Source organism: Pedobacter endophyticus (genome assembly GCF_015679185.1).
GTDB classification, from domain to species: Bacteria; Bacteroidota; Bacteroidia; order Sphingobacteriales; family Sphingobacteriaceae; genus Pedobacter; species Pedobacter endophyticus.
This window is the reverse complement of record NZ_CP064939.1, coordinates 1,246,621-1,264,358: the sequence shown is the minus strand read 5'-3', so window position 1 is coordinate 1,264,358 and position 17,738 is coordinate 1,246,621. Positions and strand designations below refer to the sequence as shown.

Genomic DNA, 17,738 nt, shown 5'->3' with positions numbered 1-17,738 from the left:
TTAGCGCCTCGCCTATCTGCGGGGCATTTTTATTTCTCCTTAATTTCCCCAACTTTGCAGCATTAGAATAATCATGCCGCCAACGAAAAGAAATCCCGCTGTAAAAAAGCCCGTAACCCGAAAAACTAATCCACGCAAAAAGAAGCCCAAGCCTTTTCCAATGCAATGGAAAGTTGCCATTGCAGGCTTGCTGCTCATTCTGCTTTCTCCGCTCTATTACGGCTATGTATTAAATGGATTTGTGGCCACCTGGCGGTGGATTAAAGATTGGGGACAAGACCCCAACTACCGCACTTACGAAAGCTTCAACATTAAAATTCCGAAGAAATTTTCCGTTCACGGTATCGACGTCTCTTATTATCAAGGAAAAATAGACTGGCCAAAGGTAAAAGCCATGAAAGAAGACGAGGTAAAGGTCAGTTTCGCTTTCATTAAGGCTACCGAAGGACTTTTACAGGTCGATCCGTATTTTCAGCGCAACTGGCGGGAAGCGCCCAAGGCAGGTATTGTTTGCGGTGCTTATCACTTCTTTAGGCCAAAAAAAAGCGGCAAGGCACAAGCGAAATTCTTTTTGCAGGTGGTAAACATCGAGAAAGGCGATTTACCGCCCGTGGTAGATATTGAAACTTTAGATGGTGTTTCGCCGTTAAGGATGCGGCTTGAACTTTCTGATTTCCTTACCTATGTTGAAATGAAAACCAAGGTTCGGCCAATCATTTACACCGGACTAAAGTTTTACGAGGATAATCTTGAGGGTAAATTAGACGAATATCCATTATGGATTGCGCATTATTATCAACCAAAGTTGCGATTGGATAAGAGCAAATGGCAGTTTTGGCAACATTCTGATAAGGCAAAAATTAACGGGATCGGCCACGTTGTAGATTTTAATGCCTTTAATGGCGATAGTACATCGCTGGCTGAAATGCTTGTAAAGTAGTTCATTCAAGGTTCATCAGTTCACTAGTCATTAGTAAACTGGGGTAGGCGCCCAAACTAATAAACCAATGACCAATGAACCAATGGACTAAACCGTCCAGCTTTCACATTTCTCCAAGAAAAATTCATCCGGTTCGGCGCCAATGCCGTTTTCTTCCGGAACATCAAGAAAATAGCCGTTATACGTTAGGCCGCCAACTACCGGATCTACCAAATGTCCAAGTAGAGCCGTATCTAAGTCAAAGAACTCAACATTCGGGCTGGCCAGTGCAAAATGAAGGTTGGCACTTAAGGCAATTCTGCTTTCGAGCATACTGCCAATCATGCATTTCACACCTCTTTTTAGCGCTTCCTCATGAATTTTTTGGGCTTCCAGAATTCCACCCGATTTCGAAAACTTGATATTTAAGTAAGTGGTCGATTGGCTGTTAATCAGCTTGCGGGCGTCGTGGTGGTTGTAGCAGCTTTCATCGGCCATTAAGCTTATCGGCGAGTTTACATTCAGCTCAGGCAGCTTATCATCGTACCAGGTACGCATCGGTTGTTCGCAAAATTCAATGTTATATTTCTCTAATTCTCCCAAAGCAAATAAGGCATCATCAAAGCTCCAGCCTTGGTTGGCATCTAAACGGAGGATCATTTCTTCGCCAACAGCTTCACGGATAGATTTTACACGGTCAATATCATCGTGAATTTTTTTGCCCAGCTTAATTTTTATAATCCGGCAACCCTGACTTTTATACTTCAAAGCCGTTTTCGCCATTCCCTCCGGAGAGTCGATACCGATTGTCATGTCCGTTTCAATGGTTCGTTTTGCGCCGCCTAAAAACTTGTAAAGCGGCAATCCTGCGTGTTTTGCAGAAATATCGAATAAGGCCATGTCGAAAGCGCTTTTAATCGTGTTGTTGTGGTCGGCATAGCCAAGCAAATCGTTCATGCGCCCAGGAATTTCAAGTGGATCTTTGCCTTTCAATATCGCAGCGAAATCTTTCGCCATTGCAATACATGTTTCTTGCGTTTCGCCAACAATCATCGGAAAGGCAGAGCATTCGCCAATTCCGTGGATACCTGCGTCAGTATGAATTCGTATTAAAACATTTTGTGCGAAATGCATGGTCCCCGTGGCAATTACAAAAGGTTCCATCGGAATGCTAAAGCGGTAAATCTCGGTATGTGTAATTTTCATTTTATCAAATTGAATAAATCATTTTTGTTGGCTCCATTTAGATTTTGATCTCTAAAGTATAAAAACAAAACTAAAACTGAACAGGTTGTAGATAATTAATAGCTTTACAAATTCACTTCTAATAAAATGAACATGCCACATACCCATTCTGAGCCGAACAGTTTAATTAATGCCTCTTCGCCGTACTTACTTCAGCATGCCTATAACCCCGTACATTGGTACGAGTGGGGACCAACAGCACTTGAGAAAGCAAAGGCAGAAAACAAACTGATCTTGGTAAGCATTGGTTATTCGGCTTGCCACTGGTGCCATGTTATGGAGCGGGAATGTTTTGAAAATTACGAAGTTGCCGAAGTAATGAACAAGCATTACATCTGTATTAAGGTAGACCGAGAAGAACGGCCTGATATCGATCAGATTTATATGTATGCAATTCAGTTAATGACCGGGAGCGGTGGCTGGCCGTTAAATTGCATTTGTCTGCCCGATCAGCGACCCATTTACGGAGGAACTTATTTTCGAAAAAATGATTGGATAAACATATTAGAAAATGTAGCCGGTCTTTGGTCGCAGGAACCCCAAAAGGCTGTTGAATATGCCGATAGGCTTACTGCAGGCATAAGAGAAAGCGAAAGTATTGTTCCGGCGGTTGAAACAACGGATTATACTCAGGAGCATTTGGATGAGATTGTAACGCCGTGGAAACATCATTTTGATATTGCTTTTGGAGGTTATAACCGTGCGCCCAAATTTCCGTTGCCAAACAACTGGGTGTTTTTGCTCCGTTATGGCTTTTTAAGTGATGACGAATCCGTTTTTACGGCGGTTTGCCACACTTTAGAAGAAATGAGCCGTGGCGGAATTTACGATCAGATTGGCGGGGGCTTTGCCCGGTATTCCGTTGATGACAAATGGCATGTGCCACATTTCGAGAAAATGCTTTACGATAATGCTCAGCTCATTAGTTTATACATCGAAGCCTATCAGTGCACCAAATTTGATTCGTTTAAACGAACAGCGGTTGAAAGCATCGATTGGGTGTTAAGAGAGATGACCTCGGCCGAGGGATTGTTCTATTCTGCTTTGGATGCGGACAGCGAAGGGGTAGAAGGTAAATTTTATGTTTGGGACAAAACGGAATTCGATGAAGTTTTGGGGGAAGATGCAGAGATAATCGGCGCTTATTACAACATTACCGAAGAAGGAAATTGGGAAGAGGAGCAAACCAACATTCTTCGGAAAACGATAGCAGATGATGATTTAATTGCCCAATACGGAATTGATGCAGAAACACTTTATAACAAGGTGCAAACAGCAAAAAGTAAATTGCTTGCTGTAAGGAGCATCAGGGTAAGGCCGGGCCTTGATGATAAGTGCTTAACCGCCTGGAACGGAATGATGATCAAAGCACTTACAGATGCAGCCCAGGTTTTAAATCATGACGTTTATTATGAAAAAGCATCAACAGCAGCTCGATTTATTTTAACGACACTGAAATCTGAAACGGGTGTTTTGTACCGAAATTATAAAAACAAAAAAGCATCGATCACCGCATTCCTTGATGACTACGCATTCTTCATCGAAGCTTTAATTGCGCTATACGAATACGATTTCGACGAAAGCTGGCTCGATCAGGCCAAAGAATTAACCGATTCGGTAATCGAAAACTTTACGGATGTAAATTCTCCGATGTTTTTTTATACCTCCGCAAAAAGCGAAGATTTAATTGCCCGTAAGCACGAAATTATGGACAACGTAATTCCTGCCTCAAACTCTACAATGGCCTCAAACCTGAAAAAATTGGGTTTGCTTTTTGATAACGAAGCCTATACGGAAAAAGCCGAGCAGATGCTCGCAGCAGTGCATCCAAAAATAAAAGGCTATGGCTCGGCCTATTCTAACTGGGCCAACTTATTGCTTAACGAAGTTTACGGAACAAATGAGATTGCGATAACGGGAATGGAAGTAGATCTGGTTAAAATGGAGCTGAGTAAGTATTATCTTCCAAACAAAATTGTTTTGGGCGGCGCAAACAGTAAGTTGCCACTTCTGGAAGGTAAGCAAGGCAATGAAACGAAGATTTATGTTTGCCGAAATAAAGTATGCCAGTTGCCTGTAAGTACGGTTGAAGAGGCATTGCAATTGACAAATTAGGTATCCCCTTGTATAGTTAAATAAATAACTCTACATTTGTAACTATAATGACAATTAAGACATTACATATCGAGAAACCATCTGTAAAGCTCATAACTTTTGTTAAGAAATTGCAATCAGATAAAGAGGCTAAATTGAAGCAACTGGACGCTGAACGTGAAAAATATTTCGGAACAAAAAAATAGTTTTAATGGGTAAAAAAAAGATTATTCCTTTAACAACAAAAGAGGGACATAATTATCTTATTCAGTTCGAATTTATTGGCAAAGAACATATTCCACAAAGCGTAAAAGCTGATGTGGTAGATGTACTTATATCGGTTGAAAACAATGTTGGTATCAATAACGGTTCAACGCTTAGTCAATTTGCGTCAATTCTCAAAGAATTCCTTGTAGAGAACAATGTTGTTTTATACTGTTATTGCGATCATGCCGAAATTATTAGAGCAAGGAAACAAAGTATGAGCCCTCAGGAATATCGAAGCAAATTATTCTCAGCGATGTTCGATAAACAAAACAATAGTGATTATATCAACCAGCTAATCATTATTAATGATGAAGTTGATCATTATATTCACTTAATATCACTTAAGGAAAATGAAGAAGATGTTGTTTTGCTTAGAAATGAAGTTTTGAACCTAAAATAATGTCATTTAAGCTTTTAGAGTTGGCGTTTACTTAAACCCCACAGTAAGTTAAATTAAGAACTACAAACTCGTATAAATGACCCTATAAAAACACTATATTTCGTGTACTCGTTATCTCGTCGTTATTATGAATGAAACTGTCCCATCTCCTGACGAGGCATCGAAAGTGGTTCAATAGAACCTCATATTTGAGCAAATCAGATCCTTGGCGTTGTTTTATACCTTTCTTAGAGGCAGATCCAACTTTGTGTCATTTCTCCCAACAATTAGGTAGTTTTTTTGTTAAACTAATAATTAGGCTATCTTTGCGCCAGAGCGTAAAATCAAAATTGAAGATATTGCCAAAATAAGGTGCCATTTGCCAGTTAAAGCTGTTGAGGAAGCATCAGAGTATTTACAATAAAACAATCTGAATGAATATTTCACCAAACTCAGTAGTTGCATTAACTTATGAATTGCACACTACTAACGAAGAAGGACAACAAGTTTTTGTAGAAAAAGCTGATGAGCAAAATCCTTTAGTATTTTTATATGGCGTAGGCATGATGTTACCTAAATTTGAAGAGCATTTGGCTGGTTTAAAAACTGGCGACGAATATGGCTTCGAATTATCAGCAGGTGATGGTTACGGAGAAATTGATCCCGGAGCTTTTGCCGATCTTCCAAAATCGATGTTTACTGACGCTGGCGGCGATGTGCCAAATGTTGGCGATGTTATTCCTTTACAAGATAACAATGGTAACCAATTCCGGGCTGGCGTAACAGCAGTTCACGATGAAACGGTAGCTGTAGATTTAAACCACCCAATGGCCGGTAAAAATTTAGTATTCAGCGGCGTAATTTTAAACGTTCGTGAAGCCACTCAAGATGAGTTGGCCCATGGCCACGCACATGGAGCTGACGGACATTCAGGCCACTAAGCCATTCCCATTATCAAGAATTAAAATCTTTCATCAATAATATAAAGAGCCTGGTTAAACCGGGCTCTTTTTCGTTCCAAAGATGTGTGTGTAGTATGAAGACTTTTTATATTCGAGGTGTACAAAAACCGCTTAGAAATCAATCTTTAGTCTCAATCCGCCGTTCGTTAGGTTTAAATTCTCTTTAGAAAATGTCTTCATCGGCAACCTTAAAAAAGGCTCCACCGACATGCTGTTCTTTTTTGAGATCTTTTGTTTATAACCCAATGAAAAATTGTAAAATCCAATATACTTATCCGGATCGGCGGCCGATTCCGGTATTGTTTCCGTAGCTTTCTTTTCCACAACAAGTGTTCGCTGCTCTGCCACACCCATATCGTTCGTAACAGACCTGTTTTCGAACTGATTTAAAACATAATTGTTTTGCTGCTTGCTGTTTAAAACGGCCAAGGCTGAAACACCAACACTCGAATAAAACTTATTGCTAAAACTGTACCTGATTTCGAGCGGAATACTGATTCCATTAACGTTAGCGCTCACCGATTCTAAACTTTTAGCGGTTGATTGAGGCACATTCGAATATACAATTGACGATGATGCAGGCGCATCGGCCACTGCCGATGACGGCGATCCACCAGCATTGGGTAACGAAGTACTGCTTAAGGCACTATATGCAATGCCCGAATTGATAGAAAGCTTATCCGCCACGTTGTACGAAAGTGAAAAACCATAATTCATGTTTACCTTATTATCGTTACCCATTGATGGAGCAACATAAACACCCGGCTGCCATTTAGAATTTTCTACGGCTTTACTGTTCTTTTTATATTGATCGTTCTTACTATCCTGCGCTAACAAATCTTCAAATGTGCGCTTTTTTGAAGACTCAACTTTTTTCTTTGCTGTTACAATTTCGAAGTTCTTAAACATGGCTGACGATATATCGATCTTCGTTAAGTTGCTTGAAAGGAGATTTTGAGCTTCTAAATCCAATTGGTCATTTTTTAATCGGGCGGTTAAGCCACTAAGAGGCTGTTGCTCAATAGTATTGGTTTCTGATAAATTCTCGTAAATCCCTGATTTATTTTTTCCCAAAACTATGCCGTTATTTTTTGAGCTAGCCAAATCACCATCCGCTGCACTTTGCGATGTCCCATCAGAATCTTCAATGCTGCGTTTTTTATTTTCAATTTGCGGCCTGTTCTTTACGAGTACATTTTCTTTCTTATCGCCATTTAAAATCAAAAATACACTTCCGCAAATCAGTATGATGGCTGCGGCCGCCCACAAAGGCCAGTAAAAAGGACGTTTGCGCTTCTCCTCTTTTTTAGCAAAGCGCTCCCATGAACCCGGAGAATAAGGTTCTTCGTGGTTTTGGAGTTTGGTGGTTATATGCTCAATTAATTCCTTATCCATTCTTTTTGTATGAATTAACCGTGGTATTTAAGTAAAGCGTGCGCAATTTATTTTTAGATCGTGTAAGGTAAACCCGGCTGGAACTTTCAGGAATGCCAAGCATTTTCGAAATCTCCTCGTGGGCGAAACCCTCTATTTCGTATAAGTTAAAAACCAATCTTTGTGTATCTGGTAAGTGATTGAGTAGATTTAAGATATCATTAACATGCAGGTCGGAGGCAACAGATACGGCCGTTACCGGATGCTCGTTTTCCGTCAAATCATCCACGTAAAACTGCGTTTTCGAACTTCTAATCTTATCTATTGCCGTTCTCGAAGCAATTTGGGCAATCCAACCCTTAAAAGTTTTATGCAGCTCTTCAGGGTGCTTCGGCGGTTTAAAGTTGCCTACATGCTTAAAAATCTTGATAAATGTATCATTAACGAGCTCCTCGCTATCCGATGTATTTTTAACGTACCTTAAAATAATGCCCATTAAATAGCCATAAAATGATTTGTACATCATTTCTTTACAGCCATTGTCGTTTTTAACACAGCCTTTTAAAATTTCCTCAAAACTGAGTATTTTTTTGATCACCCTGTAAAGGACTGTTTAATAAAGGTTTGTCATATGTTAATTGTTACAAATTTAAGAAAATAACACCACCCAAACTTTGGATGGTGTCATTTTCATTTTCACAGGTAGAAAAGCATTTTAATTGTTCGATAGAACAGAAAGCCCAAGTGCGGTGCTGTCTGTTGCGCTTGTTAAGCCTTTCGCCCAGATGGTATAAATTTTTCCCTTTTCAATTTTGATTGCTGGCAGGGTTACCTTAACCGTTCCGCTTTGTTTCAGCTCGAAAGAGTAATTATCGTTCGGTGCAATATTAATAAAAGGAGTAAATTCTTTAAATGCCTTTGCAGTAAACAACGGGGCTGCAGTTCCGGTTACGCCCAAGTCATAAGCCGCCGAGCCCGGGCTCAGGTTAATGAAACGTACCTTTGCCTTATCAGTTTCCGGCGCTTTTAAATCGTCTTCAACAACCAAAAGCTTGGTCGATTTCAACGTGTCTACAACAAAAACCGAATAGAAAATGCCTGGTTTTAAAGTCGCGTTTAAGTTGGTTAAATATTTTAACGAATCTTTTTTCGCAACCCCCAGTAAACGCGTTCCTGGGTAGGCCGAGTAATAACCCAGGTCTTTCGTGTAGGTAAAAGTTCCACCTTTTTGGTTGTCAACAATAAAATCAAGCGGTCCGGTGCCGGGCGATGCATGCACAAAACCGATTCCCGCCGCCTCGATGGGGTCGTCGTTAAAATCTTTTTTACAGGCTGATATTGTTAAAGTTAGTGCTAATAGAGAGAAGAAAATTTTGGTGCTGGTGCTGAGATAATTTTTAAATTTCATGTGTAGTTAATTCAATTATACAATTGGTTAATGGCCATTAACGCTTTTTCTTGTAAAACGATTAATGAATCAGAAACGCTACAGCATGGTTTGTTTTTTTTTGTAACCGTCTCAATATGATTTTTAGAAAGTATCTTTTAAAAAAAGATGCATGTTATGTTTCGCGGCGATGACTATGCAAGAACCCGTTTTGACATTAAAATTCCGAGTCAAGCAACCTATGGCAGCGGTGTGAACCATCGTCATTGCGAGGCACGAAGCAATCTCTTTTCGTAAACCAGATTGCTTACCGACGAAAAATCGGCACAAGTCGGCTCGCACAAGCCCGCCTCGCTACGGAGTAGCCCCTTTGGGGCAATGACGAAAACACTTCACTCTAAACTGACCCCTGAGGATGACGATCTTTCTTGACTGAAGTGATAAAAAGAGCAAACAATTATTGTCTCTCACGCTCATGTACAAAAACAAAAAAGCCACATGCATCGCATGTGGCTTAAAAAAAATGTTGTATCAATTACGCATACATTTCCTCACGAAGTTTCGCAACATCGGGATTGTTAATGTATTCGTCATAAGTCATTAGCTTATCAATCGTTCCTTTTGGCGTAATTTCGATAATTCTGTTCGCCACGGTTTCCGTTAGCTGGTGATCTCGTGAAGTGAAAAGAATTGTTCCCTTGAAATCTTTCATGCCATTATTCAAAGCTTCGATCGATTCCAGGTCTAGGTGGTTGGTAGGCTCATCGAACATCAACAGGTTGGCTTGCTGCAACATCATTCTTGAGAACATGCAGCGCATTTTCTCACCTCCCGAAAGTACTTTTACATTTTTAAGTACTTCTTCGCCCGAAAACAACATTCTGCCTAAAAAGCTGCGCACAAACTGCTCGTCAGCATCCGTTCCAGAGTATTCGCGTAACCAATCTACCAAATTTTCATCCTTGCCGTCGAAATATTCAGAGTTATCGTTTGGTATATCAGCAGTGCTGATGGTAACACCCCATTTAAATTCGCCTTTGTGATCGGTATCTCGACCGGTAAGCACATCGTAAAATGCTGCGGTGGCCAAACTGTTTTGAGATAAAACAGCGATCTTATCGCCCTTGTTCACCATGAAGGTAACTTTATCGAACAAGATGCCATCGTTGCCAGATTTACCCAAATTTTCGACCTGTAAAATCTGATCTCCAGCTTCGCGGCCTAGATTGTTAAAAATAATAGCAGGATATTTTCGGCTCGAAGCCTTAATTTCGGTAATATCGATTTTATCCAAAGCCTTTTTACGGGATGTAGCCTGTTTAGATTTCGACGCATTAGCGCTGAACCTGCGGATAAACTCCTGCAATTCCTTCACCTTGTCTTCCATCTTTTTGTTCTGATCGCTACGTTGTTTTAGCGCCAGTTGGCTCGATTCGTACCAGAACGTATAGTTACCGGTATAAATGCTCATTTTAGCGAAATCGATGTCAACAATATGCGTACAAACGGCATCTAAAAAGTGCCTGTCGTGCGATACTACAAGTACAATATTTTGATAATCGGCCAGGAAGTTCTCGAGCCAGGCAATGGTTTCAATGTCCAAATCGTTGGTAGGCTCATCCAGCAACAAGATGTCAGGATTACCGAACAGCGCCTGCGCCAATAACACACGTACTTTTTGTGTGTTATCCAGCTCTTTCAATAGTTTATAGTGGTTATCTTCGGTAATTCCCAGGTTGCTCAACATCGTTGCCGCATTGCTTTCCATGTTCCAGCCGTCCATTTCCGCAAAGATATTTTCCAATTCTCCGGCACGCTCGCCATCTTTTTCGGTAAAATCGGCCTTCATGTAAATGGCATCTTTCTCTTTCATGATGGCATAGAGTTCCTTATGACCGATCATGACCGTTTCCAGCACCGAAAACTCATCAAATTCGTAGTGGTTTTGTTTTAAAACCGCCATTCTTTCGCCTGGTGTAAAAGCTACACTACCCGAAGTTTGATTTACCTCGCCCGATAAGATCTTTAAAAAAGTAGACTTACCAGCGCCGTTAGCCCCAATTACGCCATAGCAATTGCCCTGCGTAAATTTTAAGTTAACATCTTCAAAAAGTGTGCGTTTGCCGTATCGTAATGATAAATTAGAAACTGAAATCATAAGTAAATAGAAATAAGCCGCAAAGATACGGAAAAAAGGTGGAGGGTGAAAAGGATGGAGGGTGAAAAGGTGTAAGGTTTAACGTGCCGCTCGCTCGTCATTTCGCACGTGGCGCTCCGTAGGCGCTGCTGTGGAGAGAATCTTTAGCCCTCGTACAACGGGCTAAAGATTTCTCGATTGCGCTTCGCTTCTCTCTAAATGACGATTTGAAAGTGTAGGCATCCAGCTTTAATCTCTAAGCTTTTGTTTGCACGCAAGCCTTTTACCTTACAACCTTCTGCCTTATACCTTTCTTAAAATTCCGCATTTTTTGGGAAGCGAGGGAATGCAATCACATCGCGTATGTTGGTCATGCCGGTTACGAACAATACTAAACGCTCAAAGCCGAGGCCAAAACCCGCATGGGGTGCCGAACCGAAGCGGCGTGTATCTAAATACCACCAAAGTTCCTCTTGTGGAATGTTCATGTCGTCCATGCGTTTTGTTAAACGCTCTAAACGTTCCTCACGCTGCGACCCGCCAATCATTTCGCCAATGCCCGGGAATAAAATATCCATTGCAGCAACAGTGTTTCTGCCCTCGGCATCGGGTTCGTTCTGGCGCATATAAAACGATTTGATATCAGCCGGGTAATCCGTTAAAATCACCGGTTTTTTAAAATGTTTTTCTACCAAATAGCGTTCGTGCTCGCTTTGTAAATCCGCTCCCCACTCATCGATAAGGTATTTGAACTGTTTCTTTTGGTTGGGCTTTGATGATTTTAATATTTTTATCGCCTCTGTATAGGTTAGGCGCTCAAAATCATTAGCCAAACAAAAATCTAGTTTTTCTAGCAAGCCAAATTCACTTCGCTCGTTTTGCGGTTTTTGTTTATCTTCTTCTGCTAATCGGGCGTTTAAAAATTCTAGTTCTTCCTTGCAGTTATCTAAAGCATATTTAATTACATACTTCATCATGTCTTCTGCAAGCTGCATGTTGTCTTCTAAATCGGCGAAGGCAACTTCAGGCTCAATCATCCAAAATTCGGCCAGGTGGCGGGTAGTGTTCGAGTTTTCTGCCCTAAAAGTAGGTCCGAAAGTATAAATTTTTCCAAAAGCCATTGCCGCTAACTCACCCTCAAGCTGTCCAGAAACTGTTAAGTTAGTTGCACGACCGAAAAAATCTTGTGAGAAATCTACTTTTCCATCATCCGTACGGGGTGTGTTATCAAAATCTAAAGCCGTAACCTTAAACATTTCACCAGCGCCTTCTGCATCACTTGCAGTAATTACAGGCGTGTGCATATACACAAATCCACGCTCGTTATAAAACTGGTGAATGGCAAAAGCCAAGGCGTGGCGAACCTTAAACACCGCGTTAAAGGTGTTGGTACGGAAACGTAGGTGTGCAATTTCGCGTAAAAACTCCAAGCTGTGCTTTTTAGGTTGAAGCGGAAACTTTTCAGGGTCGCTATCGCCCAGGATTTCAACATTGGTTGCCTTAATCTCAACCGACTGACCTTTTCCTAAAGATTCTACCAGTTTACCGGTTGCTGAAATAGCAGCGCCAGTTGTTATTCTTTTTAACAGCTCCTCAGGAAGATTATTAAAATCGACTACAACCTGAATGTTGCCCATGCACGATCCATCATTTAAAGCAATGAACTGATTATTTCTGAAGGTTCTAACCCAACCCATAACCGTTACTTCTGTGTCAAATGCTGTCGATTTCAATAAATCTTTAATTTGCTGTCTCTTAATCATATTATCTGTTTGTAAAAGCCGCAAATTTAGGAAAAAAACTTTATTGCACGGGTAGTTTCAGCCAGCAATTGCCAATTTAAGCTTCAAAGAAACTTTGAGAACGGAATGTGCGTATTTCCTCTTCTGATCAAAGCGATAATGAGCTTTTTTTGTTGGTAAGCAATGAGCGTGATTACTATTAAATTCTTTTGCTTTTTTTATTCTTAATAGTAATCGTCCGTATTTTTTAATTTCGTAGGGTGTTTGTAGCTATATTTTGATTTATAATTGATTTTTATTGAAACAAATCGGCAATTTTCGTTTAGTATTGTGGTTTTTGTATAGTATTCGACGCAATATTTCAAATATTTCTCATTAAAGATGGTTTTTTTGGCTTTTTGAAATTGACTTTTGTTTAAATTATTTGTGTTTTGCTGTTAAAGATGAAAATATTTTAAATTTTATTTCCAAAAAGCTTGCTTTTAACAATAATCTGTGTATTTTTGTGACGCTCGTTAATTATTATTATATATTTGGTTTAAGAAAGCGCCGGAAACGGCGCTTTTTTATCAAGCTTTTAAAGACTTATTCATAATTTATATAAACCAAACCACCTAAACAAGAAAGAAGCCTCCTTGAAAACTCTCGGAGGCTTTCTTTTTTCTTATCATTCAGGTCAAGGTTTCTAAAGGACGAAAGCGTGCAGGAGATTGCAAGTGCAAACCAGAGCGTCGCAATAGTGAGGTGGGAGGTATGCGCAGTATAGCCACCAGCATTCAGGAAAAAAAACAGGGCATAAAAAAAGCCATCTCGAAAGATAGCTTTTTGATATATGTTTTGTTAGTTGTTTCTTATTCTTCTGAGTACGTAATTTTGTTTACGTGTTTGTCAATTTCCCATCTTCCTGTTCCTTCTTCGCCGATAACATCAAACAGTTCTAAAGCTCTACGTGCTTTGTATTCTTCTTCACGTTGTTCTTTCAGGAACCAGTTTAAAAATTCCATTGTAACAAAATCCTGTTCTTTGTGGCATCTGGAAGCGATGTTCTTAAAGCTTTGGGTAATGGCAATTTCAGCTTCAAGGGCATCTTCAAAAACTTCTCTAAAACCTAAAAATTCGGTTTTTATACCTGTTACTTCAGGTGATATGGCATTGCCGCCCATGTCCAATACATATTTGAACAATTTAAGTTGGTGCATTCTTTCTTCTTCAGATTGCTTGGTGAAATAATCTGCAGAATAATCGTAACCATTTTGATTACACCATGATGCCATTGATAAATATAGTGATGAAGAATGAGCTTCTTTTTTGATTTGTTGATTTAAGAGTGTTTCAATATCCTGTGATATTAAACATTTAATACGCATTAGATCTTTCATAATTCTGTGCTTTAATAACTATACAAATGTAACGCGAATTTGTTCACATCTATAATTTATTTGCTATATGAAATTAGTCTAAATTGTTGATAATTAATTATTTATAATGAGTTTAAATAAGCGCTGATTGGATATGAGATGTTTAGAATTAGCAATTAGCAGTATGCAATTAGCAATGGGCAATGATCAGTTAGCGATAAACAATTAGCAATTAGCAATTCGCAGTTATTTCAGTCATCCGATGAATATAGGCAGCTTGCAGAAATTCATCGGATGACTTAACGCAATGCATGAACCAATGAACAATTGACTAATTAACCAATGAACAATAAACTAGTAAACCAACCGATAAAGACAATCGCTGATTAGGTGGTTAAGCTTTAGCATGGTAAAAGTGCCCTGTAGTAAGTCTTTTAAAGCAACAATTTCTAATGCACTTAATAGATAAATATGCTCGCAGCCGTTAAATGTAACCAGTTCAAAATCGGCTCTTTTTGTGTTTAGGAGTAAATCTTCAATATCGATCTGCTCTACAACTTTCTTTAACTTTTGAAGCGAAAGGCAATTGAAACGGGCAAATTTCCCGCCGAAATCAATATAAAAGCAGTTTAACTTATCAGATTGATAAACAGCGCCGTGATTATTTGAGAATACGTTAACCAGTTCATTAATATCGATACAAGCTTTTTCCATTGATTACAAAAGTTGTCATTATTTAGATTAAATACAAATAAATCTCGAAATAAATTTCATGTCAGACTGCACACTTTGGACGTCGATAGTTTGGCTGAATGTTGATCCTGTTAAATTTCACTCAGTTTGAAGGTGTCTTTAACTTTAATTCCCTTTTCGGTACGCTGTAAAGTGCAACATTCGTTAACAGGGTCGTGCTCCAGGAAAAGAATGTAGTCTTTCTCAACTGCTTCTTCTAAAAACGCCTGTTTTTCCGTCAGCGTTTTCAGGGGAAACATATCGTAGGCCATTACATAGGGTAATGGTAAATGACCAATCGAGGGTAGTAAATCGGCCATGTACACTATGGTTTTGCCCTTATAGCTGATTTTCGGCAACATCATCGCTTCCGTATGTCCATAGGCGAACCCGATTTGAATGCCCTCCTGCCATATTATGTTTTCTTTTTCTTCAACAAATTTGAGCTGTCCGCTTTCTTCAATCGGCAAAATGTTTTCTTTCAAAAAGGAAGCTTTTTCTCTTGCATTTGGCTCGGTAGCCCACTTCCAATGCTTTTCATTACTCCAATAGGTTGCATTTTTAAAAGCTGGCAGCAACCTTTCATGCTCTCTGATAACAGCGCCGCCAACGTGATCGAAATGAAGATGGGTCAAGAAAACATCTGTAATGTCTGTCATCGAAAACCCCGATGTACTTAACGACTTTTGCATACTATCTTCGCCGTGCAGGTAATAGTGACTAAAGAACTTTTCATTTTGTTTGTCGCCAATACCCGTATCAATTAAGGTAAGTTTGTTTTCGTTTTCAATTAAAAGACAACGCATGGCCCAGGTGCAGAGGTTGTTGGCGTCGGCCGGGTTGGTTTTTTGCCAAATCACCTTTGGAACAACACCAAACATGGCGCCGCCATCCAATTTAAATAATCCTGTGTTTATGGTGTGAAGTTTCATTGTTGGTAAACTGTTTAATTGTTAGATTTGGTTAACTTTTTGGAGTGATCAAAATACAAAATCCCTTTGGCACTAACCAAAGGGATTTAGGTGAATTATGTTAAATGATGTGAGCTGGCAGGTTTTTGCAGTTTAGGCGTCTTCACACACCCAACTCCCAACTCAGAACTCCCAACTACAAGTGTATCACTTCTCCGTACGCATCGGCAGCAGCTTCCATAATGGCTTCGCTCATGGTAGGGTGGGGGTGAACAGATTTGATCATTTCGTGGCCGGTAGTTTCTAATTTACGAGCAACTACAATTTCGGCAATCATTTCGGTAACATTAGCGCCAATCATGTGGGCACCTAATAATTCGCCATATTTTGCGTCGAAAATTAACTTAACAAAGCCATCTTTTGCACCGGCAGCACTGGCTTTACCCGAGGCAGAGAATGGAAACTTCCCGATCTTTAACTCGTAACCGGCTGCTTTGGCTGCTTTTTCGGTGTAACCTACTGAAGCAATTTCAGGCGTGCAATAAGTACATCCCGGAATGTTATTGTAATCTAAAGGCTCAACATGTTGGCCGGCAATTTTTTCTACGCAGATAATACCTTCAGCAGATGCTACGTGTGCAAGCGCTTGTCCGCCAACCACATCGCCAATGGCATAATAACCTTTTACTGATGTATTGTAAAATTCGTCGGTTACGATTTTGCCTTTTTCAGTTTTAATGCCGGTTTCTTCGAGGCCAATGTTTTCGATGTTGGCTACAATACCAGCGGCAGAAAGCACAATATCAGCGTCGATAGTTTGCATCCCTGTTGCAGTTTTAACAGAAACCTTGCAGCCCGCTCCGCTTGTGTCAACCGATTCTACTGATGCCGATGTCATTACATCGATACCCACTTTTTTAAGGCTGCGCAACAATTGTTTAGATACGTCCTCATCCTCTACGGGAACAACATTTTCCATAAACTCTACAATGGTAACCTTTGTGCCCATTGTAGCATAAAAATAGGCAAATTCTACACCTATGGCACCAGAACCTACCACAACCATGCTTTTAGGCTGCTCGGGTAGCACCATTGCCTGGCGGTAGCCGATAATTTTTTTACCGTCTTGTTTCAGGTTTGGCAACTCTCTCGAGCGTGCACCTGTAGCGATGATGATATTTTTTGCTGTGAGTTCTTTTTGAGAGCCATCGGCATCCTTTACTTCGAGTTTATTGCCTGGCTTTAATTTACCAGTGCCCATAATTACGTCAATTTTATTCTTTTTCATCAAAAATTGAACGCCTTTGCTCATGCCATCGGCTACGCCGCGACTGCGCTTTACAACCGCTGCAAAATCGGCAGTTGCGCCTGAGGTTGTAATTCCGTACTCGGCCGCATGGTTGATATATTCGAAAACCTGAGCGCTTTTTAAAAGTGCTTTTGTAGGAATACAGCCCCAGTTTAAACAAATACCACCTAATGATTCACGCTCAACAATTGCAACTTTCATTCCCAATTGTGAAGCTCTGATTGCAGCTACATAGCCACCTGGGCCGCTGCCTAAAACAATAACGTCGTAATTCATCTGTTTTTTAATTTATTTCTTTTCCTTCAGATGGAGCTTACCATAACCATGATCGCCGAAAATCAATCACAATCTAATTATGGATGGTTCGTATCTATGTTTAAAGAGATTTGATTTTATTTATCAGTTTGTTCCGTAATCTTCGGGTGAAGGAGTCTCTGCTAAGGCAGATAATTCTCGTGTTTATCGCAATCTGACGAAACACCTTACGTAGTTAAATTTTAAGGTTCAACAATTGCCAAAACTAAAAAAAAAATGTCAATTGATTAGCCGATAATCAGCATCATCCGTAAAATTTACATTGTGTATAACTTAGCATGCACAATTCACATCAATTATATTCCCTTCCGAAACATTTATAGAATTTAATTTTACCGCAAGTCAGAATTTTGATGTTGATCCATTGGTAAATTTTATCATACATTCCTTTTTTTAGCAAGTTTTATCCTGCTGACTTTTTGTTGCAACTGGCTTCACAGAAAATTTTACAGTGTTAGTAACTTTTTTCTCAAAATTTCACTGTTGTTGATTGTTTAGTAGGTTTTTGGTAATGAAAATCGTGCTTTTTTGATAAAAATTTATTGTTTAATTCAATGTATTGATAAAGCGACAGTTAGGCCGCCGTTAAAGGATGTTAAATGTTGAA

At 39.8% G+C, this 17,738-nt stretch carries 14 protein-coding genes; 4 read left to right on the top strand and 10 right to left on the bottom strand.

The genetic code is table 11. The features are described from left to right. Positions 1-73 precede the first annotated feature (73 nt). The gene (locus tag IZT61_RS05070) at positions 74-940 is read left to right on the top strand and encodes a glycoside hydrolase family 25 protein (RefSeq protein WP_196100102.1); all 867 of its coding nucleotides are present in this window, start codon (positions 74-76) and stop codon (positions 938-940) included. 87 nt (positions 941-1,027) lie between these two features. Here IZT61_RS05070 and IZT61_RS05065 read toward each other — a convergent pair whose 3' ends face one another. Then, entirely contained in the window at positions 1,028-2,125 is a 1,098-nt protein-coding gene (locus tag IZT61_RS05065; RefSeq protein ID WP_196100101.1) for a mandelate racemase/muconate lactonizing enzyme family protein, read from the bottom strand. A gap of 132 nt (positions 2,126-2,257) precedes the next feature. Between IZT61_RS05065 and IZT61_RS05060 the strand changes: the two genes are divergently transcribed. The 3 genes from IZT61_RS05060 to IZT61_RS05050 all read left to right on the top strand — a co-directional run bounded on the left by IZT61_RS05060 (position 2,258) and on the right by IZT61_RS05050 (position 5,845). Next, positions 2,258-4,279 (top strand): thioredoxin domain-containing protein, encoded by a 2,022-nt coding sequence (locus tag IZT61_RS05060; protein WP_196100100.1) that lies wholly within the window; start codon positions 2,258-2,260, stop codon positions 4,277-4,279. A 190-nt stretch (positions 4,280-4,469) separates the two neighbouring features. Then, the gene (locus IZT61_RS05055; protein WP_196100099.1) at positions 4,470-4,925 is read left to right on the top strand and encodes a hypothetical protein; all 456 of its coding nucleotides are present in this window, start codon (positions 4,470-4,472) and stop codon (positions 4,923-4,925) included. 413 nt (positions 4,926-5,338) lie between these two features. Further along, positions 5,339-5,845, top strand: a complete 507-nt coding sequence (locus tag IZT61_RS05050) for an FKBP-type peptidyl-prolyl cis-trans isomerase (RefSeq protein ID WP_196100098.1) — start codon at positions 5,339-5,341, stop codon at positions 5,843-5,845. A 132-nt stretch (positions 5,846-5,977) separates the two neighbouring features. Here the strand turns inward: IZT61_RS05050 and IZT61_RS05045 are convergent, their stop codons facing one another. The 9 genes from IZT61_RS05045 to lpdA all read right to left on the bottom strand — a co-directional run bounded on the left by IZT61_RS05045 (position 5,978) and on the right by lpdA (position 17,092). Beyond that, on the bottom strand, positions 5,978-7,261 hold the full coding sequence (locus IZT61_RS05045) for a hypothetical protein (protein ID WP_196100097.1): 1,284 nt from the start codon (positions 7,259-7,261) through the stop codon (positions 5,978-5,980). Beyond that, positions 7,254-7,838, bottom strand: coding sequence for an RNA polymerase sigma factor (locus IZT61_RS05040; protein ID WP_230383860.1), 585 nt, complete (start codon positions 7,836-7,838; stop codon positions 7,254-7,256). The genes IZT61_RS05045 and IZT61_RS05040 overlap by 8 nt, the downstream gene beginning before the upstream one ends. 117 nt (positions 7,839-7,955) lie before the next feature. Then, on the bottom strand, positions 7,956-8,648 hold the full coding sequence (locus IZT61_RS05035; RefSeq protein WP_196100096.1) for a DUF4397 domain-containing protein: 693 nt from the start codon (positions 8,646-8,648) through the stop codon (positions 7,956-7,958). A gap of 514 nt (positions 8,649-9,162) precedes the next feature. Next, on the bottom strand, positions 9,163-10,785 hold the full coding sequence (locus tag IZT61_RS05030) for an ABC-F family ATP-binding cassette domain-containing protein (protein ID WP_196100095.1): 1,623 nt from the start codon (positions 10,783-10,785) through the stop codon (positions 9,163-9,165). Positions 10,786-11,078: 293 nt separating this feature from the next. Then, positions 11,079-12,527 carry an asparagine--tRNA ligase gene (gene asnS, locus IZT61_RS05025; protein WP_196100094.1) on the bottom strand — a complete coding sequence of 483 codons (1,449 nt, stop codon included), beginning with the start codon at positions 12,525-12,527 and terminating at the stop codon, positions 11,079-11,081. Positions 12,528-13,357: 830 nt separating this feature from the next. After that, positions 13,358-13,885 carry a ferritin gene (locus IZT61_RS05020; protein ID WP_196100093.1) on the bottom strand — a complete coding sequence of 176 codons (528 nt, stop codon included), beginning with the start codon at positions 13,883-13,885 and terminating at the stop codon, positions 13,358-13,360. A gap of 333 nt (positions 13,886-14,218) precedes the next feature. Then, positions 14,219-14,578, bottom strand: a complete 360-nt coding sequence (locus tag IZT61_RS05015; RefSeq protein ID WP_196100092.1) for a hypothetical protein — start codon at positions 14,576-14,578, stop codon at positions 14,219-14,221. Between the two features lie 110 nt (positions 14,579-14,688). Continuing rightward, complete coding sequence (locus IZT61_RS05010) at positions 14,689-15,528, bottom strand: MBL fold metallo-hydrolase (RefSeq protein WP_196100091.1); 840 nt, start codon at positions 15,526-15,528, stop codon at positions 14,689-14,691. A gap of 175 nt (positions 15,529-15,703) precedes the next feature. Then, positions 15,704-17,092: a dihydrolipoyl dehydrogenase gene (gene lpdA / locus IZT61_RS05005; protein WP_196100090.1), complete on the bottom strand. Its 1,389-nt coding sequence runs from the start codon at positions 17,090-17,092 to the stop codon at positions 15,704-15,706. Positions 17,093-17,738: the final 646 nt, after the last annotated feature.